Annotated in this window: 26 protein-coding genes and 1 riboswitch; of the genes, 14 read left to right on the forward strand and 12 right to left on the reverse strand. The window is 69.4% G+C overall.

Annotation, left to right across the window (positions count from 1 at the left end):
• The first annotated feature begins 100 nt into the window (after positions 1 to 100).
• The 3 genes from AWB89_RS00200 (at position 101) to AWB89_RS00210 (ending at position 3,230) form a co-directional block, all read left to right on the forward strand.
• The gene (locus AWB89_RS00200; RefSeq protein ID WP_372515133.1) at positions 101 to 1,762 is read left to right on the forward strand and encodes an MFS transporter; all 1,662 of its coding nucleotides are present in this window, start codon (positions 101 to 103) and stop codon (positions 1,760 to 1,762) included.
• Positions 1,759 to 2,262 (forward strand): DUF2771 domain-containing protein, encoded by a 504-nt coding sequence (locus AWB89_RS00205; protein WP_372515134.1) that lies wholly within the window; start codon positions 1,759 to 1,761, stop codon positions 2,260 to 2,262. Before AWB89_RS00200 ends, AWB89_RS00205 begins: the two co-directional genes overlap by 4 nt.
• A 101-nt stretch (positions 2,263 to 2,363) precedes the next feature.
• A complete protein-coding gene (locus AWB89_RS00210; protein WP_085171087.1) occupies positions 2,364 to 3,230 on the forward strand; it encodes an endonuclease domain-containing protein in 867 nt (288 codons plus the stop codon).
• Between the two features lie 73 nt (positions 3,231 to 3,303).
• Here the strand turns inward: AWB89_RS00210 and AWB89_RS00215 are convergent, their stop codons facing one another.
• From AWB89_RS00215 to AWB89_RS00225, 3 genes are all read right to left on the reverse strand, one after another.
• Entirely contained in the window at positions 3,304 to 4,308 is a 1,005-nt protein-coding gene (locus tag AWB89_RS00215) for a glutathione S-transferase family protein (RefSeq protein WP_085171088.1), read from the reverse strand.
• Positions 4,309 to 4,330: 22 nt separating this feature from the next.
• On the reverse strand, positions 4,331 to 6,256 hold the full coding sequence (locus AWB89_RS00220) for an acyl-CoA dehydrogenase family protein (protein ID WP_085171089.1): 1,926 nt from the start codon (positions 6,254 to 6,256) through the stop codon (positions 4,331 to 4,333).
• A gap of 133 nt (positions 6,257 to 6,389) precedes the next feature.
• Positions 6,390 to 6,797 (reverse strand): cold-shock protein, encoded by a 408-nt coding sequence (locus AWB89_RS00225; protein WP_085093380.1) that lies wholly within the window; start codon positions 6,795 to 6,797, stop codon positions 6,390 to 6,392.
• 162 nt (positions 6,798 to 6,959) lie between these two features.
• Here AWB89_RS00225 and AWB89_RS00230 point away from each other — a divergent pair, with 162 nt between their 5' ends.
• The 4 genes from AWB89_RS00230 (at position 6,960) to AWB89_RS00245 (ending at position 9,973) form a co-directional block, all read left to right on the forward strand.
• A complete protein-coding gene (locus AWB89_RS00230; RefSeq protein WP_085093378.1) occupies positions 6,960 to 7,352 on the forward strand; it encodes a YccF domain-containing protein in 393 nt (130 codons plus the stop codon).
• Positions 7,349 to 8,428: a GTP 3',8-cyclase MoaA gene (gene moaA, locus AWB89_RS00235; RefSeq protein WP_085171090.1), complete on the forward strand. Its 1,080-nt coding sequence runs from the start codon at positions 7,349 to 7,351 to the stop codon at positions 8,426 to 8,428. Before AWB89_RS00230 ends, moaA begins: the two co-directional genes overlap by 4 nt.
• A 4-nt stretch (positions 8,429 to 8,432) precedes the next feature.
• A complete protein-coding gene (locus AWB89_RS00240; protein WP_085093374.1) occupies positions 8,433 to 8,708 on the forward strand; it encodes a MoaD/ThiS family protein in 276 nt (91 codons plus the stop codon).
• A 234-nt stretch (positions 8,709 to 8,942) separates the two neighbouring features.
• Positions 8,943 to 9,129, forward strand: a riboswitch (cyclic di-AMP (ydaO/yuaA leader).
• A 13-nt stretch (positions 9,130 to 9,142) separates the two neighbouring features.
• Positions 9,143 to 9,973 (forward strand): transglycosylase family protein, encoded by an 831-nt coding sequence (locus AWB89_RS00245; RefSeq protein ID WP_085171091.1) that lies wholly within the window; start codon positions 9,143 to 9,145, stop codon positions 9,971 to 9,973.
• A 26-nt stretch (positions 9,974 to 9,999) separates the two neighbouring features.
• Here AWB89_RS00245 and AWB89_RS00250 read toward each other — a convergent pair whose 3' ends face one another.
• Genes AWB89_RS00250 through AWB89_RS00265 form a run of 4 tightly spaced genes read right to left on the reverse strand, consistent with a single transcriptional unit; the run spans position 10,000 to position 11,608 of the window.
• Positions 10,000 to 10,425 (reverse strand): molybdenum cofactor biosynthesis protein MoaE, encoded by a 426-nt coding sequence (locus tag AWB89_RS00250; protein WP_085093370.1) that lies wholly within the window; start codon positions 10,423 to 10,425, stop codon positions 10,000 to 10,002.
• A complete protein-coding gene (locus tag AWB89_RS00255; protein ID WP_085093368.1) occupies positions 10,422 to 10,904 on the reverse strand; it encodes a MogA/MoaB family molybdenum cofactor biosynthesis protein in 483 nt (160 codons plus the stop codon). Before AWB89_RS00255 ends, AWB89_RS00250 begins: the two co-directional genes overlap by 4 nt.
• Positions 10,904 to 11,404 carry a cyclic pyranopterin monophosphate synthase MoaC gene (gene moaC / locus AWB89_RS00260; protein WP_085093366.1) on the reverse strand — a complete coding sequence of 167 codons (501 nt, stop codon included), beginning with the start codon at positions 11,402 to 11,404 and terminating at the stop codon, positions 10,904 to 10,906. Before moaC ends, AWB89_RS00255 begins: the two co-directional genes overlap by 1 nt.
• 3 nt (positions 11,405 to 11,407) lie before the next feature.
• Complete coding sequence (locus AWB89_RS00265) at positions 11,408 to 11,608, reverse strand: hypothetical protein (RefSeq protein ID WP_172405611.1); 201 nt, start codon at positions 11,606 to 11,608, stop codon at positions 11,408 to 11,410.
• Positions 11,609 to 11,712: 104 nt separating this feature from the next.
• Here AWB89_RS00265 and AWB89_RS00270 point away from each other — a divergent pair, with 104 nt between their 5' ends.
• Together AWB89_RS00270 and AWB89_RS00275 are read left to right on the forward strand one after the other, a co-directional pair.
• Positions 11,713 to 13,965: a helicase-associated domain-containing protein gene (locus AWB89_RS00270; protein WP_085171093.1), complete on the forward strand. Its 2,253-nt coding sequence runs from the start codon at positions 11,713 to 11,715 to the stop codon at positions 13,963 to 13,965.
• Between the two features lie 7 nt (positions 13,966 to 13,972).
• Positions 13,973 to 15,622 (forward strand): DNA repair helicase XPB, encoded by a 1,650-nt coding sequence (locus AWB89_RS00275; RefSeq protein WP_085093360.1) that lies wholly within the window; start codon positions 13,973 to 13,975, stop codon positions 15,620 to 15,622.
• Positions 15,623 to 15,628: 6 nt separating this feature from the next.
• Here the strand turns inward: AWB89_RS00275 and AWB89_RS00280 are convergent, their stop codons facing one another.
• A complete protein-coding gene (locus AWB89_RS00280) occupies positions 15,629 to 16,774 on the reverse strand; it encodes a thiolase family protein (protein ID WP_085171094.1) in 1,146 nt (381 codons plus the stop codon).
• Positions 16,775 to 16,843: 69 nt separating this feature from the next.
• Positions 16,844 to 17,257, reverse strand: coding sequence for a Zn-ribbon domain-containing OB-fold protein (locus AWB89_RS00285; protein WP_085171095.1), 414 nt, complete (start codon positions 17,255 to 17,257; stop codon positions 16,844 to 16,846).
• 167 nt (positions 17,258 to 17,424) lie between these two features.
• On the opposite strand from AWB89_RS00285, the gene AWB89_RS00290 reads away from it, so the two are divergent.
• A complete protein-coding gene (locus tag AWB89_RS00290; RefSeq protein WP_085171096.1) occupies positions 17,425 to 17,718 on the forward strand; it encodes a putative quinol monooxygenase in 294 nt (97 codons plus the stop codon).
• Between the two features lie 50 nt (positions 17,719 to 17,768).
• Here AWB89_RS00290 and AWB89_RS00295 read toward each other — a convergent pair whose 3' ends face one another.
• Positions 17,769 to 18,758, reverse strand: coding sequence for an LLM class F420-dependent oxidoreductase (locus tag AWB89_RS00295; RefSeq protein WP_085171097.1), 990 nt, complete (start codon positions 18,756 to 18,758; stop codon positions 17,769 to 17,771).
• A gap of 86 nt (positions 18,759 to 18,844) precedes the next feature.
• Between AWB89_RS00295 and AWB89_RS00300 the strand changes: the two genes are divergently transcribed.
• The 3 genes from AWB89_RS00300 to AWB89_RS00310 are packed head-to-tail and all read left to right on the forward strand — an operon-like array spanning position 18,845 to position 21,188.
• On the forward strand, positions 18,845 to 19,066 hold the full coding sequence (locus AWB89_RS00300; RefSeq protein WP_085171098.1) for a hypothetical protein: 222 nt from the start codon (positions 18,845 to 18,847) through the stop codon (positions 19,064 to 19,066).
• Positions 19,067 to 19,107: 41 nt separating this feature from the next.
• Positions 19,108 to 20,340, forward strand: coding sequence for an FAD-dependent monooxygenase (locus tag AWB89_RS00305; RefSeq protein WP_085171099.1), 1,233 nt, complete (start codon positions 19,108 to 19,110; stop codon positions 20,338 to 20,340).
• Entirely contained in the window at positions 20,331 to 21,188 is an 858-nt protein-coding gene (locus AWB89_RS00310) for an LLM class F420-dependent oxidoreductase (RefSeq protein WP_085171100.1), read from the forward strand. The genes AWB89_RS00305 and AWB89_RS00310 overlap by 10 nt, the downstream gene beginning before the upstream one ends.
• Before the next feature lie 68 nt (positions 21,189 to 21,256).
• Here AWB89_RS00310 and AWB89_RS00315 read toward each other — a convergent pair whose 3' ends face one another.
• Entirely contained in the window at positions 21,257 to 23,401 is a 2,145-nt protein-coding gene (locus tag AWB89_RS00315) for a 3-hydroxyacyl-CoA dehydrogenase NAD-binding domain-containing protein (RefSeq protein ID WP_085171101.1), read from the reverse strand.
• A gap of 4 nt (positions 23,402 to 23,405) precedes the next feature.
• Entirely contained in the window at positions 23,406 to 24,617 is a 1,212-nt protein-coding gene (locus tag AWB89_RS00320) for an acetyl-CoA C-acetyltransferase (protein WP_085171102.1), read from the reverse strand.
• Between the two features lie 177 nt (positions 24,618 to 24,794).
• Between AWB89_RS00320 and AWB89_RS00325 the strand changes: the two genes are divergently transcribed.
• Positions 24,795 to 25,973, forward strand: a complete 1,179-nt coding sequence (locus tag AWB89_RS00325) for a pyridoxal phosphate-dependent aminotransferase (RefSeq protein WP_085171103.1) — start codon at positions 24,795 to 24,797, stop codon at positions 25,971 to 25,973.
• Positions 25,974 to 25,979: the final 6 nt, after the last annotated feature.

Raw genomic sequence — 25,979 nt, forward strand, 5'->3', positions numbered from 1 at the left:
TGCGTCTCCAATAGTAAGGTTGGCGAGCCACGCCCGGTTGCCTGCCGGCATAAGACAGAATTGATCCGTGTCCGGACGGCGGCGTGATGATCGGGGTCGGGTGGCCTCCAACCCGGGCCGCCACCCCCGCCCGAACCGCAACGGATCGGCCAGCCAGCACCCGGGCATGGCCAATTACCCGGCCGACGACGCCGGCCGGGGCCGGTCGCGGCGGCCGCCGCCGATGCCCAGCGCGAACCGCTACCTGCCGCCGCTCGGCGAGCAGCCCGAACCCGACCGCGGCGGCGGCGCGCCCCCGCGCGGTCCCGCCGCCGGTGAACGCATCACGGTCACCCGCGCCGCGGCGATGCGCAGCCGCGAGATGGGTTCCCGCATGTACTGGATGGTGCAGCGGGCGGCCACCGCCGACGGCGCCGACAAGTCCGGCTTGACCGCCCTGACGTGGCCGGTGGTCGCCAACTTCGCGGTGGACGCCGCGATGGCCGTCGCGCTGGCCAACACGCTGTTCTTCGCCGCGGCCAGCGGCGAGAGCAAGTCCAAGGTGGCGCTGTACCTGTTGATCACCATCGCGCCGTTCGCGGTGATCGCCCCGCTCATCGGTCCGGCGCTGGACCGGCTCCAGCACGGCCGGCGCGTCGCCCTGGCGCTGTCGTTCGCGCTGCGCACCGCGCTGGCGGTGCTGCTGATCATGAACTACGACGGCGCGACGGGCAGCTACCCGTCGATGGTGCTCTACCCGTGCGCGCTGGCCATGATGGTGCTGTCCAAGTCGTTCAGCGTGCTGCGCAGCGCGGTGACACCGCGGGTGATGCCGCCGACCATCGACCTGGTCCGGGTGAACTCCCGGCTCACCGTGTTCGGCCTCCTCGGCGGCACGATCGCCGGCGGCGCGATCGCGGGCGGCGTCGAATTCGTCTGCACCCATTTGTTCAAGCTGCCCGGCGCGTTGTTCGTCGTCATCGCCGTCACCGTCGCCGGCGCCCTGCTGTCGATGCGGATCCCGCGCTGGGTCGAGGTGACCGCGGGCGAGGTGCCTGCCACCCTGAGCTATCGCAACGGCAGCGGCGCGCCGCGGCGAGGCTGGCCGGAAGAGGTCAAGAAGGTGGGCGGGACGCTTCGGCAACCGTTGGGCCGCAACATCATCACCTCGCTGTGGGGTAACTGCACCATCAAGGTGATGGTCGGCTTCCTGTTCCTGTATCCGGCGTTCGTGGCCAAGGCGCATCAATCCAACGGGTGGGAACAGCTGGCCATGCTGGGCATGATCGGCGCCGCGGCGGGCATCGGCAATTTCGCGGGCAACTTCACCAGCGCCCGCCTGAAGCTGGGCAGGCCCGCGGTGCTGGTGGTGCGCTGCACGGTCGCGGTGTGCGCGGTCGCGTTGGCGGCTTCGGTGGCCGGCACCCTGATGGCGGCCGTGATCGCCACCCTGGTCACGTCCGGGTCCAGCGCGATCGCCAAGGCCTCGCTCGATGCCTCGCTGCAACACGACCTGCCCGAGGAATCGCGCGCCTCCGGATTCGGGAGGTCGGAATCCACCCTGCAACTGGCGTGGGTGCTGGGCGGGGCGCTGGGCGTGCTCGTGTACACCGAACTGTGGGTCGGCTTCACCGCCGTCAGCGCGCTGCTCATCCTCGGCCTGGCCCAGACGCTGGTCAGCTTCCGTGGCAACTCGTTGATCCCCGGCCTCGGCGGCAACCGGCCCGTCATGGTCGAGCAGGAGGGCATGCGCACCGGAAGGCCGGCGGCGGTGCCGGAGTGAAACGCGGTGCGACCATGCTCGTCGCGTCCTTGGTGGCGCTGGCGTGCATCGGGGCCGGCGTCGGCGCATGGCTGTGGGTGCGGCCGCGCGGTGACCAGCGACCCGAGATCAGCGCGTACTCGCACGGCCACCTGACCCGGGTCGGGCCGTACCTGTACTGCAGTGTGCTCAACCTCAACGACTGCCAAACGCCGCAGACCCAGGGCGAGCTGCCGTTCAATGAGCGCTACCCCGTACAACTTTCGGTCCCCGAGGCCATCGCGCGCGCGCCGTGGCGGCTGTTGCAGGTGTACGAGGATCCCGCCAACACCGCCATGACCATCTTCCGGCCGGGCAGCCGCTTCGCGGTGACCATCCCGTCCGTCGACCCGCAGCGCGGCAGGCTGACCGGGATCGTCGTGCAGTTGCTGACCTTGGTAATCGAGCAAGGCCAGTCGAATGACAGCAACACGGTCCACGCCGTCCCGCACGCGGAATGGTCAGTGCGCCTGACGTCCTAACGCCCCGTCCAACGTGGAGTTGTTGCGGCAAAACCGCGTGATTCCCCGCAACAAGTCGACGTTCGACCGCAGGTGTCGGTGGCGACCGGCACCGTGTGTCCATGGAAATCCTGGACTGGCCGTTCAGAGGCACCGACGCGCTCGCGGCGGGGGTCGTCACCCGGCACCGGCTGCGGACCGATTTCGAGATGGTCCATCGCAACGTCTACATCCGTCGGGGCCAGAAGCTGACGCCGGTGACCCGAGCGGTCGCCGCCTGGCTGTGGTCCGGGCGGACCGCGACGTTGGCAGGCCTATCCGCTGCGGCGTTGCACCGCACGCTGTGGATCGACGACTGGCTGCCGGCCGAGTTGAACCGGCCCGGCCGCGACGAGGCGCGCGGCATCATGGTGCACAGCGATGCCCTGGACGACGACGAAACATGTGTGCGCGACGGGATTCGCCTGACCACGCCGGCCCGTACGGCATTCGACCTCGGAAGACGAAAAGGCTTGACTACGGCCGTTATCCGGCTGGACGCGCTCATGCGCGCGACCGGGGTGAAGGCAGCTGACATCGAGCTGATCGCCGACCGCCATCGCGGTGCGCGGGGGTTGGTTCAGTTACGGCGGGCGTTGCACCTGGCCGACGAGGGCTCGGAGTCGCCGTACGAGACGAAGACCCGCCTGGCCCTCGTCGGCGCCGGGCTCCCACGACCCCACACCCAGATCGAGGTGCTCAACGAGTGGGGTTGGGTCATGGCTCGGATAGATATGGGCTGGGAGGAGTTTAAGGTCGGCGTCGAATTCGACGGCGCGCACCATTGGACCGATCCCGCGCAGCGAAGCCGGGACATCGATCGACTGGCTGAACTCGAAGGGCACGGCTGGGCGATCGTCCGCGTCAGCGCCGAGATGTTGCGCAACCGACCCGACGTCGTCGTTGCGCGCGTCCGTCGGGCCTTGCTCGCCGCGGGCTGCCCACTGTGACGGGCCGAACGTGGAGTTGTTGCGCCCAAACGTCCCGATTCCCCGCAACAAGTCGACGCTCGGCAGGGGAAGGTCAAGCGCTGTGGCCGGCGGGCACCCGCTCGCCCTCGACCGGCGGCCCCGGAGGGGTGCCATCCCCGAAGGGCCTGCCGCCCAACGCCTCTCGCCCGTGCGGCGTCAGCCAGCCGGACAGGTCCGGGCCCTTGGGCACGATGCGGGTGGGGTTGATGTCGGCGTGCACGATGTAGTAGTGCTGCTTGATCTGGACGAAATCGATGGTGTCGCCGAAGCCCGGCGTCTGGAATAGGTCGCGGGCGTAGGCCCACAGCACCGGCATCTCGGACAGCTTGCTCCGGTTGCACTTGAAGTGACCGTGGTACACCGGGTCGAACCGGGCCAGCGTGGTGAACAGCCGTACGTCGGCCTCGGTGATGGTGTCGCCCACCAGGTATCGCTGGCCGGCGAGGCGATCGCTCACCCAATCCAGCGCGGTGAAAAGCCGGTCGTAGGCCGCGTCGTACGCCTCCTGCGAGCCGGCGAAGCCGCAACGGTAGACGCCGTTGTTGATCTCGGTGTAGATCCTCTTGCTCACCTCGTCGATTTCGGCCCGCAGCGGTTCGGGGTATAGCTGGGGCGCGCCGTCGCGGTGGTAGGCGGTCCACTCCGTCGAGAGATCCAGTGTCATCTGCGCGAAGTCGTTGGTGACCACCGCGCCGGTCGGCACGTCGACGATCGCCGGGACGGTGATCCCCTTCGGGTAGTCGGGGAAGCGCTTGAAGTACGCGTCCTGCAGCCGCGGGATCTGCAGCACCGGGTCGACGCCACCCGGGTCCAGGTCGAACGTCCAGCTGCGTTTGTCGTGCGTCGGACCGCAAAACCCAATGGAGAGCGCGCCTTCCAGGCCCAGCAGCCGCCGCACGATGATCGCGCGGTTGGCCCACGGGCAGGCCCGCGCCACGATCAGCCGATACCGCCCGGGCTCCACCGGGTAGCCGTCGCGTCCGTCGGCGGTGATGCGGGTGGTGATGTAGTTGGTGTCGCGGGTGAATTCACCCGCCGGGGCTACATAGGAGGCCATGGCGACAATTCTGCCCGGAAACTCAGGTCAGGAATCGGCGGGCCAGATTCGCCTCGGTCGACGCCGCGGGCTCCCAGTGCGCGATCCACGGTCCGGTCCCCTCCGACTGGTCGATGATGCCGTCTTCCAGCCAGGTGTAGTGGCCCTCGAGCACGTCGTGGGTCAGCCGGACGTCGCTGCTGTCGGTGTTGGACCACAACGCCGCGAACAACGCCTCCACCCGCAACGTGGCTTGCTGGCAGAACGTTTCGGCCAGCTCGTAGGCCTGCCGGCCGAGCACCGGGTCCGCGGCCCGCTGCCCCTCGGCGCGCACGCACGCCGCGGACATCGCGAACAGCTCCGCGCCGATGTCGACGATGCGCCCGAGGAATCCCTGCCGCTGCTCGAGTTTGGCCTGCCAGCGCGCCATCCCGTAGAAGGTGTTGCGGGCCAGCTTGCGCGTCGAGCGTTCGACGAACCGCAGGTGCGACGCCAGCGGGCCGAACTCGCTGTAGGCGGTGGGCCGCTGGCCTTCGCCGAACACCAGCTGTGGCAACCACTTTGCGTAGAACCCGCTCGCCCCGACGGCAGCGGTGGCCTTCTGCCGCAGACCCGTGTCGGGCTTGGCGAGGTCACCGGCCGCGGTCAGGTGTGCATCGACCGCTTCCCGCGCGATCAGCAGCCGCATGATCTCGCTGGATCCCTCGAAGATGCGGTTGATCCGCAGGTCGCGCACCACCTGCTCGGCGGGCACCGCGCGCTCCCCGCGCGCGGCCAGGGACTCCGCGGTCTCGTAGCCCCGCCCGCCGCGGATCTGCATGAGCTCGTCGGCGATGCGGCAGGCCATTTCGCTGGACCAGAGCTTGGCCAGCGCCGCCTCGATTCGGATGTCGTTGCGGCCTTCGTCGGCCATCTGGGCGGACAGCTCGAGTACCGCGTCGAGCGCGTAGGTGGTGGCGGCGATGAACGAAATCTTGCTCGCCACCGCTTCGTGTTTGGCGAGCGGCTTGCCCCACTGCACTCGCTCGCCGGACCATTCGCGGGCTATCTTCAGCGCCCACTTCGACGAGCCGGTCGCGCTGGCCGGGATCGACAGCCGCCCGGCGTTGAGGGTGGTCAGTGCGATCTTCAGGCCGTCGCCTTCCCGGCCGATCAGGTTCTCGGCGGGCACCCGGACGCCGTGCAGCCTCGTCACCCCGTTCTCGATGCCGCGCAGCCCCATGAACTTGTTGCGCCGCTCCACGGTGATCCCGGGTGAATCGGCCTCCACGACGAAGGCGCTGATGCCGCCGCGGTGCCCGTCGCTCTTGGGCACCCGGGCCATGATGACCAGCAACTCGGCGACCACGCCGTTGGTCGTCCACAACTTCACGCCCTCGAGCTCGTACGCCTTTCCGTCCTCGACCGGTGTCGCCGTCGACGCCAGGCGCGCGGGGTCGGAACCGACGTCGGGCTCGGTGAGCAGGAACGCCGAGATGGCCCCCGCGGCGCAGCGCGGCAGAAACTTCTGCTTTTGCTCGGTGGTGCCGGCGAGTTTGAGCGGCTCGGGCACCCCGATCGACTGATGGGCCGACAACAGCGCGCCGAGGCTGGGGTGCACCGACGAAACCATCACCAGCGCGCGGTTATAGGCGACCTGCGACATGCCCAGTCCGCCGTACTCGGCGGGGATCTTCATCCCGAAGCAGCCCAATTGGGCCAGGCCCTTTACGTATTCGTCGGGGATCTGCGCGTCGCGTTCAATGACGCTGCCGTCGACGCCGTCGAGGAACTCCCGCAGCCGGCCGAGGAACGCCCCGATGCGCTCTTCGTCAGCCCGGGACGGCTTGGGAAACGGATGAATGAGGTCTAGCGGGAAGTGGCCGAGAAACAGTTCCTTGGCGAAAGACGGCTTTTCCCAACCGCTTTCGCGGGATTCCTCAGCGAGGGCCCTGGCTTGTTCCTCGGTGACCTGCGCTTGCTGTGCCATCGCCGCCTCCTCGCTAACGACCCACATCGAGGCTCGAGTACCCGGCGCCGGCCCGAATACAGCGGCCTATGCATGTCGAAGTTACCACTCGGTAGCTTCGACGCGTAGGGGTACGTTCCGGGTCCCCGCCCGGTTAGGAGTCGAGCTCCCGGGCCACCGCTTTGACCACCTCGGAGACCCGTCGGGCGGTCTTGCGGTCCGGGTAGCGACCTTTGCGCAACTCGGGCTGCACGGCGCCCTCCAGCAGCGTGATCATGTCCTCGACCATCCCGTGCAGTTCGTCGGGGCTGTGCTTGTGCTCGACCGGCGCCTCGCGCCGCGCCTTGGCGAGGCTGGGCGGGGGATCGATCAGCTTGAGACTCAACGCCTGTGGTCCGCGCCGGCCCGACGCCACGCCGAATTCCACCCGCTGTCCGGCCTTGAGCCCCTCGACCCCCGCGGGCAACGCCGACGAGCGGACGTAGACGTCCTCGCCGTCCTCCTGCGACAGAAAGCCAAACCCCTTTTCGGCGTCGTACCACTTAACCTTGCCGGTCGGCACTGGTCTCACCTGCTTGTCTGACGGATCACTAGGTTGGGCAACGCAAGAAGCGTCCCGCCTGCGCAGGACGCATGTTGGATTCTGATCCTACTCGGGTGGTTGCCTGCCGAGCACCCCCGTTACCCCGTCACTCGGTACCCTGGCAGTACCGCTGGAGGAGATATGCGCCTGATCCTGAACGTCATCTGGCTCGTGTTCGGCGGCCTGTGGATGGCCGCCGGATACCTGCTGGCGGCGCTCGTCAGCTTCCTGCTCATCATCACCATCCCCTTCGGTTTCGCCTCGCTGCGCATCGCGTCGTACGCGCTGTGGCCGTTCGGCCGGACGATCGTCGACAAGCCCACCGCCGGAACGGGCGCGCTCATCGGAAATGTCATCTGGATAGTGCTCTTCGGAGTGTGGCTGGCAATCGGTCACCTGACTAGCGCGGCGGCAATGGCGATCACGATCGTCGGTATTCCGCTGGCGCTGGCCAACCTCAAGATGATCCCGGTGTCGTTGATGCCGCTCGGCAAGGAGATCGTTCCTGCCCGCTTCGGGGCGGTGCCCGCATGACGCTGACGGCGTTGGGTCTACCGACGATGCCCGGCCGCACCAGCGGCGCGGCCGCCCAAGGCATTCCGGCCAGCGGCCCACTGGTGGACACCTACGGGCGCGCCGCCACCGACCTGCGGGTCTCGCTGACCGATCGCTGCAACCTGCGGTGCAGCTACTGCATGCCGGCCGAGGGCCTGGACTGGTTGCCCGGAGAGCAACTGCTGCGGCCCGACGAACTGGCCCGGCTGCTGCACATCGCCGTCAGCCGGCTCGGCATCACCAGCGTCCGGTTCACCGGCGGCGAGCCCTTGCTGTCGCGCCACCTCGAAGAGGTCGTCGCCGCGGCGGCCGGCCTGCAGCCCCGCCCCGAGATCTCGCTGACCACCAACGGGGTGGGACTGGCGCGGCGGGCGGCCGCGCTCGCCGAGGCCGGCCTGGACCGGGTCAACGTGTCGATGGACAGCGTGGACCGCGACCACTTCGCGGCCATCACCCGGCGGGACCGGCTCTCCGACGTGCTGGAGGGCCTGGCGGCCGCCAAGGAGGCGGGCCTGACGCCGGTCAAGGTCAACGCGGTGCTCGACCCCGCGACCGGGCGCGACGACGTCGTCGGCCTGTTGCGGTTCTGCCTCGAGCGCGGCTATCAACTGCGCGTGATCGAGCAGATGCCGCTGGACGCCGGCCATCAGTGGCGCCGCGGCGCCGCGCTGAGCGCCGACGACGTACTGGCGACGCTGCGGCCGCACTTCCGGTTGCGGCCGGATCCGGCTCCGCGCGGTTCGGCCCCTGCCGAGCTCTGGCTGGTCGACACCGGGCCGAACACCCCGAGCGGGAAGTTCGGCATCGTCGCGTCGGTATCGCACGCCTTCTGCTCGACCTGTGATCGCACCCGGCTCACCGCCGACGGCCAGATTCGCAGCTGCCTGTTCTCCGCCGAGGAAACCGACCTTCGGGGCCTGTTGCGCGGCGGTGCGGACGACGACGCGATAGAGGCGGCGTGGCGCGGCGCGATGTGGAGCAAGCCCGCCGGCCACGGCATCAACGATCCCAATTTCGTCCAGCCCGATCGCCCCATGAGCGCGATCGGTGGCTAGCCCGATGGAGGCGCCGGCCGAGGCGGAGGGGATCCAGGTGACCGTCCGCTACTTCGCCGCCGCACGCGCGGCCGCCGGGGTCGAGGCGGAGACGGTGGTGGTGCGCCCCGGAACCACGGTCGCGGGGCTGGTCGAGCGGCTCGCCGTTCGCGGATCCCAGCTCGCCACCGTGCTGAACCGGTGCTCGTATCTGCGGGATGGAATCGCCGTTCGCGACGAGACCGCGGCGTTACAGCCCGGTGACACGGTCGATGTTTTGCCGCCCTTCGCGGGCGGATGAAACTGTGAGATACCTCACGTAACGAAACGATAACGACACAATCACGCTCCGATCTCGGGTGCAATGACCTGCGCAAATCCCAAGCGTTCCTGGGCTTTTCGCAGATGGCCGTGAGGGAAACGCCGGGTTTCGCTAGACGTGACGGGACGAACAGAACCCGCTAGCGTCTCCGAGGGTTCGCCAATCGCCAGAGTGGCGTTCCTCCCCGCTTATCGCGCCGAGCTCCATCCAGTAGGCGGGGAAACCCCGAAAGTGTGGATGGAGGCGGGGGACCCACCGGTCCACCGTGATCGGACTGGAGCCGCATGCGGCTCCTTGGGGTGAAGCCGGCGCCGGCTCCCACGGGAGTGCGACGACGGCCGGGTGGCCTCTCCAACCCGAACCCGACAGCTGACCTCGCAGGCGCGTTACGAGAGAGGAATATTCCGGCGCGTATGAGTGGACGTCATCGTAAGCCCACCACTTCCAGCATCAGCGTCGCCAAGATCGCCTTCACGGGGGCGGTTCTTGGCGGCGGCAGCATCGCCCTCGCCGGCCAGGCGGCCGCGGCCACCGACGGCGAGTGGGACCAAGTAGCCCGTTGCGAGTCCGGCGGCAACTGGGGCATCAACACCGGCAACGGCTACCACGGCGGCGTGCAATTCAGCGCCGCGACGTGGTCCTCGCACGGCGGCGGCGAGTACGCCCCGTCGGCCGAACTGGCCACCAAGGAACAGCAGATCGCGGTCGCCGAGCGCGTGCTGGCCACTCAGGGCAAGGGCGCCTGGCCCGTGTGCGGCGGTCCGCTGTCGGGCGCCACTCCGCGCGAGTTGCCCGCCCCCGCTCCGGCGGGCATGGACGCCCCGCTGGACGCGCCGTGGCTGAACGGTGGTCCGGGGCCGCTGGCGCCGCCGCCCGCGGACGCGCCCCCGCCGGACGCTCCTCCGCCGCCTCCCCCGCCGCCCGCCGATCCGGCGCCGCCGGTGCAGCTGACCTCCTTCGGCCAGCCTGCGCCCGCCCCGGATGCGCCGCCGGCTCCCCCGGCCGCTCCGGCACCGCCGGCCGACGCCCTGCCGCCGGCGCCGCCCGCCGACGCGCCGGTCCCGCCGCCCGCCGATGTGCCGCCCGCGCCGCCCGCCGACGCCCCGGTCGTCGACGCGCCGGCGCCGCCGCAGCACGCATCGCAGGTCGGCTACACCCGGCAACTGTGGGATGCGATCCGCGGCGCGGACATTCACGGCAACGACGCGCTGGACGCCCTGGCGCAGCCGCCCCAGGCGGGCTGACGTTCGGCCGCTAGGCCGCTAGGCCGCTAGGCCGAGCCCACCCATTCTTCGGTTCCGTCATCGAAGAACTGGTGCTTCCACACCGGTAGCCGCGCCTTGATGGTGTCGACCAGATGGGCGCAGGTCTCGAACGCCGCGCCGCGATGGTCGGCGGCCACCGCCGCCACCAGCGCGGCCTCACCGATGCGCAGCACGCCGATGCGGTGGCTGGCGGCGATGGCGCGCACGCCGCTGGCCGCCTCCGCGACCTCGGCCACCACCTCTGCGAGGACCTGCTCGGCCGTCGGGTGCGCGGAATACTCCAGCCGCACCACCCGGCGACCGCCGTCGTGGTCGCGGATCATGCCGACGAACCCGACGATGGCTCCGGCCGACTGATGGCCCACCAGTTCTTCGTGCTCGGCCAGGAAAATCGGCTGTTCGGTGACGGCGGCGCGCAAAACGCGCGTCATCGCTCGTGATCCCCGCCGGCGAGTTGATCAAGCGCGTGGTCGAGCACGTCGGCGAGCACCCCGAGGCCGTCGCGCACCCCGCCGGGCGAGCCCGGGAGATTGACGATCAGTGTCCGGCCGGCCACACCGCAGACGCCGCGTGACAGCACCGACGTCGGCACCTTCGGCAGCCCGGAACGGCGGATGGCGTCGGCCAGCCCGGGAATCATGTAGTCCAGCACCGCCACGGTCTGGTCCGGGGTGCTGTCGCTGGGCGAGATGCCGGTGCCGCCCGAGGTGATGATCAGGTCCACCTCGGCGTCCAGCGCGCCGCGCAGCGCCTCCCCGACCGGCTCCCCGTCCGATACCACTTCGGGCTGTGCGGAAGAAAAACCTTTCTGCTCAAGCCATTCCGTGATAATCGGCCCGCACCGGTCGTCATACACACCGGCCGACGCACGGGTCGAAGCGATGATCACTCGTGCAGATCGCGCGCCCATCACCTCTCCCAAGTTCCAGTTTTGCCGCCCTGCTTGCGCAGTACCCGAATGTCGTCGATGCGGGCGGCGGGATCGACCGCTTTGATCATGTCGTAGAGCGTGAGCCCCGCGACGCTGACGGCGGTCAGCGCCTCCATCTCCACGCCGGTGCGGTCGGTGCTGCGCACGGTCGCGGTGATCTCGATGTCCGACTCGCCGATAGCGAAATCGATGTCGACGCCGGTCAGCGCGAGCTGATGGCACAGCGGGATCAGGTCGCTGGTGCGCTTCGCCGCCAGAATGCCGGCCACCCGTGCGGTGGCCAGCGCGTCGCCCTTGGGCAGGCCGCCGGTCGAGATCAGCGCCACGACTTGCGGCGAGGTGCGCAACGCGCCCGCGGCGACGGCGGTGCGCTTGGTGGCGCCCTTTTCGGTGACATCGACCATGTGGGCGGCGCCGCGCTCGTCCAGGTGGGAGAGCGTGCCTGCCGAGGCCTTCGAGGCCTCTGGGGCCCTAGCCATGGCTTATCGGTTGACGACCGTGACCGGGTGAACGTAGGGCAGGTCCGTCGCGGGCAGCGGGAACACCAGCTCACCGAAGGGTGACAACGCACCCGTCCGGTCGCTCACCAGTTCGCTCACGGCGTGGTCGTCCGGGTCCGTCGTCGGCCAGCCGTTGTCGACGTAGTTGGTTTTGCGTGCCTTGTCCTCAGCAGTGTCAGCCACGCGGTCCATTCTGACAGGTCGGGTACGCGCGCGTGGCGCAAGGCCACTGGTCCGCCTTGTGAGCGGGGTCGGTGGCCCCGCCGACTGCTTTACGCTGGTCAGCAATGACCGACAACACCCCGGATATTCCGCTGGGGTCCTGGCTTGCCGACTTACCCGACGAGCGGCTGATCCGACTGCTGGAACTCCGGCCAGACCTCGCGCAGCCCCCACCCGGCAGCATCGCCGCGTTGGCCGCGCGTGCGCAGGCGCGCCAATCGGTCAAGGCCGCCACTGACGACCTGGACTTCCTCCGGCTGGCGGTGCTCGACGCGCTGCTGGTACTGCAGGCCGATTCCGCCCCGGTGCCGACCGCCAAGTTGCTGGCCCTCATCGGCGACCGCGCCGCCGAGGCCGACGTGGTCGGCGCGCTGGACGACCTCAGGCAGCGGGCCCTGGTCTGGGGCGACACGGCCGTGCGGGTGGCCGCCGACGCCGGCACCGCGTTGCCCTGGCACCCGGGCCAGGTGACCCTCGAGGACAGCTCCCGCACGGGCGAGGAGATCGCCGCCCTCATCGACGGGCTCGACCAGGCGCAGCTCGACGTGCTGGACAAGCTGCTCGAAGGTTCGCCGATGGGCCGCACCCGCGACGCCGCGCCCGGCGCCCCGGCGGATCGGCCGGTGCCGCAGCTGCTGGCGGCGGGCCTGCTGCGGCGCATCGACGCCGAGACCGTGATCCTGCCTCGCCACGTGGGGCAGGTGTTGCGCGGCGAGGACCCCGGCCCGCTGCAGCTGACCGCGCCCGACCCCGTCGTGTCGACCACCAGCCCCGACGACGTCGACGCGGTGGCCGCCGGAGCCGTCATCGACGTGCTGCGCGAGCTCGACGTGCTGCTGCAAAACCTGGGCGCCGCACCGGTTCCCGAGCTGCGCAGCGGTGGGCTGGGGATTCGTGACGTCAAGCGACTGGCCAAGGCGACCGGCGTCGAGGAGCCGCGGCTGGGCCTGATCCTCGAGATCGCCGCCGCGGCGGGATTGATCGCCAGCGGCACGCCCGATCCCGAGCCCGCCGCCGGCGACGGCCCGTACTGGGCGCCCACGGCGGCCACCGAACGGTTCACCGCGATGTCCCCCGCCGAGCGCTGGCACCTGTTGGCCAGCACGTGGCTCGACCTGCCGAGCCGGCCGGCCTTGATCGGCACCCGCGGCCCGGATGCCAAACCCTATGGCGCCCTGACGGATTCGCTGTATTCGACGGCCGCACCGCTGGATCGCCGGCTGCTGCTCGGCATGCTCTCCGCGCTGCCGCCCGGTGCCGGCGTAAACGCGGTCACTGCGTCAGCGGCGCTGATCTGGCGGCGACCGCGCTGGGCCAGGCGGCTGCAGCCGCAACCCGTCGCCGATCTGCTGGCCGAGGGCCACGCGCTGGGCCTGGTGGGCCGGGGGGCGATCAGCACGCCCGGCCGGGCGCTGCTGGAGGAGGGCGCCGACCCAGAGGTCGCGGTGCGCGCGATGACGCGGGCGATGCCCGCACCGATCGACCACTTCCTGCTGCAGGCCGACCTGACCGTCGTGGTGCCCGGGCCGCTGGAGCGCGATCTGGCCGACGACCTGGCCACCGTCGCCACCGTCGAATCGGCCGGCACGGCGATGGTGTACCGCATCAGCGAACAGTCGATCCGGCACGCCCTGGACATCGGCAAGACCCGGGACTGGATGCACGACCTCTTCGGAAAGCATTCCAAAACCCCTGTGCCGCAAGGGCTTACCTACCTCATCGATGACGTGGCCCGGCGGCATGGTCAGCTGCGCATCGGCATGGCCGCGTCGTTCGTGCGGTGCGAGGACCCGGCATTGCTGGCCCAGGCCGTGGCGGCCGCCGAGGACCTGCAGTTGCGTGCGCTGGCGCCGACGGTGGCGGTGTCGCCCGCGCCGATCGCCGAGGTGCTCGTCGCGCTGCGCAAGGCGGGCTTCGCCCCGGCCGCGGAGGACTCCACCGGCTCCATCGTCGACGTGCGGCCGCGCGGGGCCAGGGTGCCCACACCGCAGCAGCGCAGGCCGTACCGCCCGCCGCCGCGGCCCAGCAGCGAGACGCTGAACGCCGTCGTCTCGGTGCTGCGGAAGGTGACCGCCGCGCCGTTCGGGAACATCCGCGTCGACCCGGCCGTCACCATGTCGCTGTTGCAGCGCGCGGCCAAGGCCCAGGACACCCTGGTGATCGGTTACCTCGACGCCGCCGGCGTGGCCACCCAGCGGGTGGTGTCGCCGATCACGATCAAGGGCGGGCAGCTGGTGGCCTTCGACTCGGCCTCGGGGCGGTTGCGTGACTTCGCGATCCACCGCATCACGTCGGTGGTGTCGGCGGACTCCGGATAATGGTCGTATGACCGACGGACCATTGATCGTGCAGTCCGACAAGACGGTGCTGCTCGAGGTCGATCACGAGCTGGCCGGCGAGGCACGCGCCGCCATCGCGCCGTTCGCCGAGCTGGAGCGCGCACCCGAACACGTACACACCTACCGCATCACACCGCTGGCGCTGTGGAACGCCCGCGCCGCCGGCCACGACGCCGAACAGGTCGTCGACGCGCTGGTCAGCTTCTCCCGCTACGCGGTGCCGCAGCCGCTGCTGGTCGACATCGTCGACACGATGGCCCGCTACGGGCGCCTGCAATTGGTCAAGCACCCGGCGCACGGCCTGACACTGGTCAGCCTGGATCGCGCGGTGCTCGAGGAGGTGCTGCGCAACAAGAAGATCGCGCCGATGCTGGGCGCCCGGATCGACGATGACACCGTCGTCGTCCACAACAGCGAGCGGGGCCGCGTCAAGCAGATGCTGCTCAAGATCGGCTGGCCCGCAGAGGATCTCGCGGGTTACGTCGACGGCGAGGCGCACCCGATCAGCCTGGATCAGGACGGCTGGCACCTGCGCGACTACCAGCAGCTGGCGGCGGACTCGTTCTGGGCCGGCGGTTCCGGCGTCGTGGTGTTGCCCTGTGGCGCGGGCAAGACGCTGGTCGGCGCCGCCGCGATGGCGAAAGCCGGTGCGACGACGCTGATCCTGGTCACCAACATCGTCGCCGCGCGGCAATGGAAACGCGAGCTGGTCGCCCGCACCTCGCTGACGGAGGACGAGATCGGCGAATACTCGGGCGAACGCAAGGAGATCCGGCCGGTCACCATCTCGACGTACCAGATGATCACCCGTCGCACCAAGGGCGAGTACCGGCATCTGGAGCTGTTCGACAGCCGCGACTGGGGGCTGATCATCTACGACGAGGTGCACCTGCTGCCGGCACCGGTGTTCCGGATGACCGCCGACCTGCAGTCCAAGCGCCGGCTGGGCCTGACGGCCACGCTGATCCGCGAGGACGGCCGCGAGGGCGACGTCTTCTCGCTGATCGGCCCGAAGCGCTACGACGCGCCCTGGAAGGACATCGAGGCGCAGGGCTGGATCGCGCCCGCCGAATGCGTCGAGGTGCGGGTCACCATGACCGACAGCGAGCGGATGACCTATGCGACGGCCGAGCCCGAAGAGCGGTACCGGCTGTGCTCGACCGTGCACACCAAGATCGCGGTGGTCAAGTCGATCCTGGACAAGCATCCCGGCGAGCAGACCCTGGTGATCGGGGCCTACCTGGATCAGCTCGACGAGCTCGGCGCCGAACTCAACGCCCCGGTGATCCAGGGGTCCACCCGGACCAAGGAACGCGAAGCGCTCTTCGACGCCTTCCGCAGCGGCGAGGTGTCGACGCTGGTGGTGTCCAAGGTCGCCAACTTTTCCATCGACCTGCCGGAAGCCTCTGTGGCGGTGCAGGTTTCGGGCACCTTCGGTTCCCGCCAGGAGGAGGCGCAGCGGCTTGGCCGACTGCTGCGGCCCAAGGCCGACGGCGGCGGGGCCATCTTCTATTCCGTGGTGGCCCGCGACAGCCTGGACGCCGAGTACGCCGCGCACCGCCAGCGCTTCCTGGCCGAGCAGGGCTACGGCTACGTCATCCGCGACGCGGACGACCTACTGGGCCCGGCAATTTAGCGCGAGCTAGAGCGACAGAATCGTCGCGGACGCGGTGCCCGGCGCGCCGTACACCTGCGCCAGGCCGACGCGCGGGTTGCCCGGCACCTGGCGCTCGCCCGCCTCGCCGCGCAGCTGGCGCACCAGCTCGTGCATCTGCCGCAGGCCCGACGCGCCGATCGGCTCGCCGTTGGCGATCAGGCCGCCGTCGGTGTTGACCGGCATCGAGCCGTGGATTTCGGTGGCGCCGTCGGCCACCAGCTTCTCCTGCTCGCCGTCGGCGCACAGGCCCGTCTCGGCCATGTGGATGACCTCGTTGCCGGCATCGGTGTCCTGCAGCTGGGCGACGTCGACGTCGTCGGGGCCGATGCCCGCCGCCTCGTACGCCGCCTTGGCCGCGTACACCGTCGGCGAGACGTCCTCGTCCGGCGGGGCGAAGGTGGCGTGCACCTCGTAGGCGCCGTAGCGCCGCGTGCGGATCTCGCAGGCGCGCACATAGACCGGCTTGTCGGTGTACTTGTGTGCCATGTCGGCCCGGCACATGATCACCGCGGCGGCCCCCTCGTCGGGCGCGCAGAACATGTACTGGGTCAGCGGGTAGTTGAGCACGGCCGAGTTGAGGATCTCTTCCTCGGGAATCGGCTTGCGGCGGAACGCATTCGGATTCAGGGCGCCGTTGCGGAAGTTCTTCGCGGCGACCTTGGCCAGCGTGGCCTGGGAGATGTTGTGGTCGTGCAGGTACTTGTTGGCCTTCATGCCGAAGAACTTGGTGGTGACGAACTGCCCGTTTTGCGCGTACCACTGCGGCAGCGCCAGCTTGGCGGGGTCATCGGTGAACGCGCCGCGCGGGTGCTTGTCCAGGCCGATCGCGATGCCGAGGTCGTATTTGCCCAGCCGGATGGTGTCGGCGGTCTGCTGAATGGCGCTCGCGGCGGTGGCGCACGCGTTGAACACGTTGGTGAACGTGATCCCGGTCAGCCCGACCAGGCGGGTCACCGCGTCGGGGTTGGACACCTCGTGGCTGCCGCCGAAGCCGAACTGGATGTCCTTCCAGTCCACGCCGGCGTCGGCCAGCGCTGCGTGAATGGCCTCGGCCCCCATTTGCATTGCGGTCTTGTCGAACCTGCCGAACGGATGCAGGCCCACGCCGATGATCGCGACGTCGTTCGTCATCTCAGGCTCCTCCTTCTGAATCGATGGTGGCGACCCGCTTCGCCGGCTTCGCCGCGCTCGCGATCGCCCCTAGACCGGCTGGAAGGCGAACGTCATGACCTCGGCGCCCTCCTCGTCCGTGGTCAACGGCACCATGGTCAGCTCGACCTCCTGACCGAACTGCAGCTTGGCCGGGTCGTTTTCGGTCAGCCGCCCCTCGACCCGAATGATGTCGCCCAGCTGGACCAGGCCGACGCCGAACGGCACGAAGTCCTTGCCGGTCGGGCCCGCGAAGGGCGCCCCGGGCGGGAAGCCCTGGGTGGTCCACGCGACCAGCGTTCCGCGGCGCGGCAACAACAACTCCGTCATCTCACCGCCGCTGCAGCGCGGGCACCACTGCTGCACCGGGAAGGTCGTGGCACCGCAGTTGCCGCAGCGACTCCCGATGAGCTGTGGGTTCTCGTCGGGCCAGGTGGAGATTTCGGGGGCGAGTGCCTTCTGCATCGAGGGATCCTCCAGGAGCGTCCACAGTGGGCAAAAGAATATTGCTCACTGAACCGTATAACAGGTTTCCGAAAAGTGGAAACCGCATTCTCGCCGGCATCCGGGTCCGCGCCCGGCGGCCGGCCGAGCTATCTTGGCGAGGATCTGCGCGACGTGAGGAGACCAGCATGCCGGTGACGGTGACACTCGAACTCAGGATCAAGCCCGACGCCGTGCAAGCGGCGCGCGAGGTGATGGGACGGGCGCTCAAGGACACCCGCGCGTTCGCGGGCAACCTGCAGACCGACGTGCTCGTCGACGAGGACGACGAGGCGCACTGGCTGATCTACGAAATCTGGCAGAGCGTCGAGCACGACGAGGCGTACCGCGCCTTCCGGGCCGGCGAGGGGAAGCTGACCGAGCTGCCTCCCCTGCTCGCGGCGCCGCCGGGCAAGACCCGGTACGCCACCACCGACGTCTAGTTATTGGTCGCGACCCGCATCCTCCAGCTTCGCCGCGCTCGCGATCGCTCCTAACTCAGGGCGGGAATGACTTCCCGCTCGAACAACTCGATGCCGGAGCGGTCGTAGGCGGCCTCAGGGAAGTAGCAGATGGCGTATTCGCAGCCGAGGTCGCGAAGCTTCGCGAGCCGCTCGATCGCCTGTTCGGGGGTGCCCGCCGCCGAATCCGGGCCGCTCGTGTTGGCCATCATCGCGTCGGCGGCCGCCTCGGGCACGTAGCCGATCATACGGTCGCGCACCCGCTGCAGCCGGTCCTTGACGTCGGCCTCCGACGGGCCGACGACGGCGTTGACGTTGACCGAACGCACGATCGCGTCGAAGTCGGTGCCGACCTCGCGGCAATGCCGGGCCAGCACCTCCGACTTGTGCGCGAACGCCTCGGGCTCGGGGGTGAAATTGGTGTACTGCGCGTATTTCGCGGCGATGCGCAACGTCACCTTCTCGCCACCGCCGGCGATCCACATCGGGATCCCGTTGTCCTGCAAAGGCTTCGGAGCGACGATCGCGCCGTCGACCTGGTAGTGCTCGCCGTCGAAGCTGACCTTGCCGTCGCGCCAGGCATCCCGCATGATCTGCACGCCTTCGTCCAGCCGCGCCAATCGCACCTTGGCCGAGGGGAAGCCGTAACCGTAAGCGCGCCATTCGTGTTCGTACCAGCCGCCGCCGATGCCCATTTGGATCCGCCCGCCGGAGATGATGTCCGCGGTCGCGGCGACCTTGGCCAGGTACACCGGATTGCGGTAGCTCATCGCGGTGCACATCTGGCCGAGTTTGATCCTCGACGTGGTCGCCGCGTAGGCGGCCATCAGCGTCCACGCCTCGTGCGTGGCTTCGCCGGTCGGCATCGGGACGGTGTGGAAGTGGTCGTACACCCACAGCGAGTCCCACGCGCTGTCGTCCGCGTAGGCGGCCAGGTCGCGCATCACCGCCCAGTGTTTGTCGGTGTCGATGCCGACCAGATCCATTCGCCAGCCCTGCGGAATGAAGAGACCAAAGCGCATAACAAGGGACTCTAGCCCGCCGGCCTCACAGCGGATCGATAGCTCAGCCCCAGCCGCCGCCGACAACCGAGCCCTAAACAGAATGCATGACAAACCTCGGGCACCGACTCCGCGCGGCGCAACTGATCTTCGCCGGCGCCGCGACGCTCGCGCTGTTCGGCGCCGCGCAGCCGGCCGGCATCGCAACCGTTTTCGCGGCCGGTCCCTCGGCGACCGCGCCGTTCGCCACGGACGACACCAACTTCGTCAACGACAACGGGCAGACTTCGGGCGACATCTTCACGCAGAACGCGCAGGACCAGAACTAGCCCGCTGACCCGCCGCCGGCCTCGACCGTAGGCTGACGCCCATGCGGGTCCTCATCTCCGGTGCCAGCATCGCCGGGCCGGTGCTGGCTTACTGGCTGACCAGGCATGGCTTCGACGTCACCGTCGTCGAGCGCGCGCCGACGCTGCGCAAGACCGGCGGCCACGCCGTCGACCTGTTCCGTCCGGCAATGGAGATCTCGGAGAAGATGGGCGTGCTGTCACAAATCGAGGCGCTCGCCACCGGAACCGATCGCATGACCATGTATCGGGAGGGCCGGCCGCGAGCCACCGAGGTCGACCTCACCAAGCTCGTCGGCGTCGCATCGGATCGCCACGTCGAGATCATGCGCGACGACCTCAGCGAGATCTACTACGACGCCACCCGCGACGACGTCGACTACCTCTTCGGCGACTCCGTCACGGCGATCGACCACGACGGCGACGTGACGTTCGAGCGCTCCCCCGCGCGTAGCTTCGACGTCATCGTCGGCGCCGACGGGCTGCACTCCAACGTCCGGCGCCTGACTTTCGGCGAAGAGGACAGCCTGACCCGGTTCCTCGGCGGCTACCTGGCGGTGGTGTCCGCCCCCAAGTCGCTGGCCACTCCCAACGAGATGGTCGGCCACCTCGGGGTCGGCCGGCTCGCGGCGATCTACACCGCGGACCACCTGGACGACGCGCGGCTGGTGTTCATGTTCCGCAGCGAATCTGAACTCGACTACGACCACCGAGACTCGTTGCGGCAGAAGGAACTACTGCGCGGTGCGTACGCGGGCATGCATCCTCGGGTGGACGGTTGGCTGGAGGAGATCGACCGGACGCCGGCGTTCTACTTCGACGCGATCAGCCAACTGAGCATGAACATCTGGTCGCGGCGGCGGGTGACCCTCGTCGGTGACGCCGGCTACTGCCCCGGTCCCGCGGTCGGCGGCAGCACCAGCCTGGCCGTCCTGGGTGCCTACGTGCTGGCCGGCGAACTCGCCCGGGCGGACGGGGACCACCTGCGCGCGTTCGCCGCCTACGAACTGCAGATGCGCGAGCCCGTGCACCTCAGCCGCGCCTTTGCGCGCGGGGCCGCCCGGACCATCATCCCCGGCTCCCGTGCCGGCGTCTGGGCGCTGACCAGGGGGCTACAGCTAGTCTCGTTGATGCCGGGCTCGCTGTCCCGGGCGCTGGCGAGGCTCAACACCAAGGGCGTGCGGATGTACGACTCGATGCCGGTGCCCGACTACAGCGACCTTGAACCCGACAGACAGGAGCGCCCATGGAACTGACCGGGATCGGGATCTGGAGCAGCCAGCTGCGCTATGGCGACGCGGCCGAAGTCGCCGACGCCGCAGCGGAATTGGACGAGCTGGGGTTCACGGCGCTGTGGATCCCTGACGTGGGCGGCCCGGTCTTCGACGCGGTGGGGCGGCTGCTCGGGGCCACCACGCGGACGACGATCGCGACGGGGATCCTGAACCTCTGGATGCACTCGCCCGCCGACGTCGCCGACTCCTATGCGGCCCTGACCGACGAGCACGGCGACCGTTTCCTGCTGGGCATCGGGGTCAGCCACGCTCCGCTGGTCGACGCCAACGAGCCCGGGCGATACCGCAAACCATTGGCGGCCACGGCGGCGTTTCTGGACGGGTTGGATGCGGCGCCCCGACCGGTGCCGGCCGAAGCGCGGGTCCTCGCCGCGCTGGGCCCGAAGATGCTCGCCCTGTCGGCGACGCGCGCCCGCGGCGCCCACCCCTACCTGGTCACGCCGGACCACACCGCCTCTGCCCGTTCGGTTTTGGGTGAGGGGCCGTTGCTGCTCCCGGAGCAAGGCGTGGTCCTCACCGAGGAGGCCGGCGAGGCGCGCCGCATCGGGCGTGACTTCCTCAGGGGATATCTGGCGCTGCCCAACTACGCCAACAACCTACTGCGCAGCGGGTTTTCGGAAGAAGATCTGTCGCAGGTGAGCGATCGGCTCGTCGATGCGATCATCGCGTGGGGCGACGAAGAGGCCGTCCTGCGCAGGGTCGCCGAGCATCGCGCGGCCGGCGCCGACCATGTCTGCGTCCAGGTCCTGACCGCCGACCCGACGGAATTCCCCCGCGAGCAGTGGCGCCGGATCGCCGCCGCACTATAGGAGCGCGAACAGACGCAAAAGCCCCGAAAACATAGCGTTTCGGGGGCTTTTACGTCCGCTCGGCGGAACTAGGTCAGCGAGGCAGGCGGGTTGAAGCGGTCGCCGTACTTGGCGGCAAGCTCACGAGCCCGCGCGACGAACGCCTCCTTGCCGGTGCCCAGCGGGCCCGAGTAGCCGACGATGAACTGCGCGCTCCCACCGGTCCACGGCGGGAAGCCGATGCCCATGATGGATCCGATGTTGGCGTCGGCGGTCGACGTCAACACGCCCTCGTCGAGGCACTTCTGCGTTTCCAGCGCCTCGGCGAACAGCATCCGGTCGATCATGTCCTGCAGCGGCGGCTGCGACGAGCCCGACTTGAACGTCTCGCGCAGGCCCGGCCACAAGCCGGCCCGCTTGCCCTCGGGGTACTCGTAGAAGCCGGCGCCCTTGAGCCGCCCGGAGCGGCCGAGCTCGATCATCTTCTCGACGACGGCCTCGGCCGGGTGCGGCTCGTAGGTGGCGCCGGCGTCCTCGACACCCTTGCGGGTGGCGACGGCGATCTTGTGCATCAGCTCCAGGTTGAGCTCGTCGGACAGCTGCAGCGGCGGCGCGGGGTAGCCGGCCTGCGAGCCGGCGTGCTCGACGCTGGCCGGCTCGACGCCCTCGCCCAGCATCGCCAGCGCCTCGTTGACGAACGTGCCGATGACGCGGCTGGTGAAGAAGCCGCGGCTGTCGTTGACGACAATCGGGGTCTTGCCGATGGCGAGCGTGTAGTCGAACACGCGGGCCAGCGCCTCGTCAGAGGTCTTCTCGCCCTTGATAATTTCGACCAGCGGCATCTTGTCGACCGGCGAGAAGAAGTGGATCCCGATGAAGTCCTCCTGCCGCTTCACCCCGGTCGCCAGACCGGTGATCGGCAGCGTCGAGGTGTTCGACCCCAGCACCGCGTTGGGCTCGACGACGTCCTCGATCTCCTGGAACACCTTGTGCTTGAGGTCCTGGTTCTCGAACACCGCCTCGATCACGAAGTCGACGCCCTTGAGGTCGGCGGCGTCGGCCGTCGGGGTGATGCGGGCCAGCAGCGCGTCGGAGCGCTCCTTGGTCGTCTTGCCCCGCTCCAGCGCCTTGGCCTCCAGCTTCTCGGAGTAGCCCTTGCCCTTCTGCGCGGCCTCGAGGCTGACGTCCTTGAGCACCACGTCGTAGCCGGCCTTGGCCGAGACGTAGGCGATGCCGGCGCCCATCATGCCCGCGCCGAGCACACCGATCTTGTTGATCGGGGTCTTGCCGATGCCCTCGGGCCGCGAGCCGCCGCCGTTGATGGTCTGCAGGTCGAAGAAGAACGCCTGGATCATGTTCTTGGCGACCTGGCCGGTGACCAGTTCGGTGAAGTAGCGGCTCTCGATGCGGGTGGCGGTCTCGAAGTCCACCTGGGTGCCCTCGACGGCCGCCGCGAGGATGGCCCGCGGCGCCGGCATCGGCGCGCCCTTCAGCTGCTTGCGCAGCAGCGACGGGAACGACGGCAGGATCGCGGCCAGAGCCGGGCTGCTCGGGGTTCCGCCGGGGATCTTGTAGCCCTTGACGTCCCACGGCTGGGTGTGGGCCTCGGGGTTGGCCTTGATCCACGCCTTGGCGGCGGGAACGAGTTCGTCGACGCTGGAAACGATTTCGTCGACCAGGCCGTTGTCCTTGGCCGCGGCGGGCTTGAAGCGGGTGCCCTGGCTCAGCACGTTGACGAAGGCGTTCTGGATGCCCAGCATCCGCACCGTGCGGGTAACGCCGCCGCCGCCGGGCAGCAGGCCCAGCGTGACCTCGGGCAGCCCGATCTGGACGCCCTTGACGTCGGCGACGATGCGGTGGTGACAGGCCAGCGCGATCTCCAGCCCACCGCCCAGCGCCGCGCCGTTGATGGCGGCCACCACCGGCTTGCCCAGGGTCTCCAGCGCGCGCAGGTCGCGCTTGATGTCCTCGACCTCGGCGAAGACCTCGCCGGCGTTCTCCGGGCCCGCGTTGATCATGTGCTTCAGGTCACCACCGGCGAAGAAGGTCTTCTTGCCGCTGGTGATCACCACGCCGGTGATCGAATCCTTCTCGGCGACAAGGCGTTCGACGGCCTTGTGCATGGACTCCTTGTAGTGCTCGTTCATGACGTTGGCCGACCCGGTCGGGTCGTCCAGGGTCAGGGTGACGATGCCGTCGGCATCCTTGTCCCACTGAATCGTGTTCTCTGCCATGCGCTTAAACCCTCTCAATGATTGTCGCGACGCCCATGCCGCCGCCGATGCACAACGTGATCAGCGCGCGACGGGCGTTGCGGCGCTCCAGCTCGTCGACCATCGTGCCCAGGATCATCGCGCCGGTGGCGCCCAGCGGGTGGCCCATCGCGATGGCGCCGCCGTTGACGTTGAGCTTCTCGTCGGGGATGTTCAGGTCCTTCTGGAACTTCAGAACGACCGACGCGAACGCCTCGTTCAGCTCGAACAGGTCGATGTCGTCGACGGTCAGGCCCGCCCGGTCGAGCGCCTTCTGGGTGGCCGGCGTCGGGCCGGTCAGCATGATCGTCGGGTCCGAGCCGGTGGTGGCGGTGGCGACGATGCGGGCGCGCGGCGTCAGGCCCTGCGACTTGCCGGCGGCCTCGGAGCCGATCATGACCAGCGCGGCGCCGTCCACGATGCCCGAGCTGTTGCCGCCGGTGTGGACGTGGTTGATCTTCTCGACCCAGTGGTACTTCTGCAGCGCCACATCGTCGAAGCCGGCCATCGCGGCCAGACCCTCGAAGGCGGGCTTCAGCTTGGCCAGGCCCTCCATCGTGGTCTCGGGGCGCATGTGCTCGTCGTGGTCGAGGATGAGCAGGCCGTTCTGGTCGCGGACCGGAACCACCGACTTGGCGAAGTAGCCGCCCGACCACGCCGCGGCCGCGAGCTCCTGGCTGCGCAGCGCGTAGGCGTCGACGTCGTCGCGGGAGAAGCCCTCGATGGTGGCGATCAGGTCCGCGCCGATGCCCTGCGGGACGATGTACGCGTCGTAGGAGGTGGCGGGGTCGGCCATCATCGCGCCGCCGTCGGAGCCCATCGGTACGCGGCTCATCGACTCCACGCCGCCGGCGAGCACCATGTCGTCCCAGCCGGAGCGCACCTTCTGGGCGGCGGTGTTCACGGCCTCCAGGCCCGAGGCGCAGAAGCGGTTGAGCTGCACGCCGCCGACGGTGTCGGGCATGCCGGCCGCGATCACCGCGGTGCGGGCGATGTCGCCGCCCTGGTCACCGACCGGCGAAACGCAGCCCAGGATGACGTCGCTGATCAGGTTCTCGTCCAGGTCGGGGTTGCGCTTGCGCAGCTCCTCGATCAGCCCGACGACCAGGTTCAGCGGCTTGACCTCGGTCAACGACCCGTTCTTCTGCTTGCCGCGCGGGGTGCGGATGGCCTCGTAGACGAAGGCTTCTTCGGACATGTCGGCTTCCTCTTCACAAATGGGGGTTCGGATCCGGATTACACCCTAAACCAACCTGTTGGTTGGGAGTAATGGTGCTGGTCACTGGCCCCAATGTGCGGCCGGCCGCACGCTCGCCGCCGAATGCGCGGCGACCTTCACACTCGGGGCGCGCGGGGCGTCCTAAGCTCGACCCCCATGACGGTGTCGCGGCTGCGGCCGTACGCGACCACGGTGTTCGCGGAGATGTCGGCGCTGGCCGCGCGGATCGGCGCGGTGAACCTCGGCCAGGGCTTTCCCGACGAGGACGGACCCCCGGCGCTGCTACGGGCCGCGCAGGACGCGATCGCCGCGGGGGCCAACCAGTACCCGCCGGGGATCGGCATCGCGCCGCTGCGCCAGGCCATCGCCGCGCACCGCCGGCGGCATTTCGGTGTCGAGTACGACCCCGACACCGAAGTACTGGTGACGGTCGGCGCCACCGAGGCCATCGCCGCGGCGGTGCTCGGTCTGGTCGAGCCGGGCTCCGAGGTGGTCCTCATCGAACCCTTCTACGACTCCTACTCGCCGGTGGTCGCGATGGCCGGCGCGCAGCGGGTCGCGGTGCCGCTCGTCCCCGACGGGCGCGGCTTCGCCCTGGACGCCGACGCCCTGCGGCGCGCGGTGACGCCCCGGACCCGCGCGCTGATCGTCAACTCCCCACACAACCCGACCGGCACCGTGTTGAGCGCGGCGGATCTTGGTGCCATCGCGGAGATCGCGGTGGCGGCCGACCTTTTGGTGATCACCGACGAGGTGTACGAGCACCTGGTGTTTGACGGCCCGAACAGCAGGAAGCATCTGCCGCTGGCCGGCTTCGACGGCATGGCCGAGCGCACGATCACCATCTCCAGCGCGGCCAAGATGTTCAATTGCACCGGCTGGAAGATCGGATGGGCTTGCGGGCCAGCGCAACTGATCGCCGGCGTGCGTGCGGCCAAGCAGTACCTGAGCTACGTCGGCGGCGCGCCGTTCCAGCCCGCGGTGGCGCTGGCGCTGGACACCGAGGACGCCTGGGTCGCCGGGCTGCGCCGCTCGTTGCAGGCCAGGCGGGATCGGCTGGCCGCCGGGCTGACCGATATCGGCTTCGCGGTGCACGACAGCGACGGCACCTACTTCCTGTGCGCCGACCCGCGCCCGCTCGGGTACCACGACAGCACCGCGTTCTGCGCGGCGCTGCCGGAGAAGGTCGGCGTGGCGGCCATCCCGATGTCGGCGTTCTGCGATCCGGCGGCACCGCACGCGGACGTGTGGAATCACCTGGTGCGCTTCACCTTCTGCAAACGCGACGACACCCTCGACGAGGCGATCCGGCGCCTGGCCGCGCTGCGGGCATAACGCCGT

The organism is Mycobacterium paraense, from assembly GCF_002101815.1.
Lineage (GTDB): Bacteria > Actinomycetota > Actinomycetes > Mycobacteriales > Mycobacteriaceae > Mycobacterium > Mycobacterium paraense.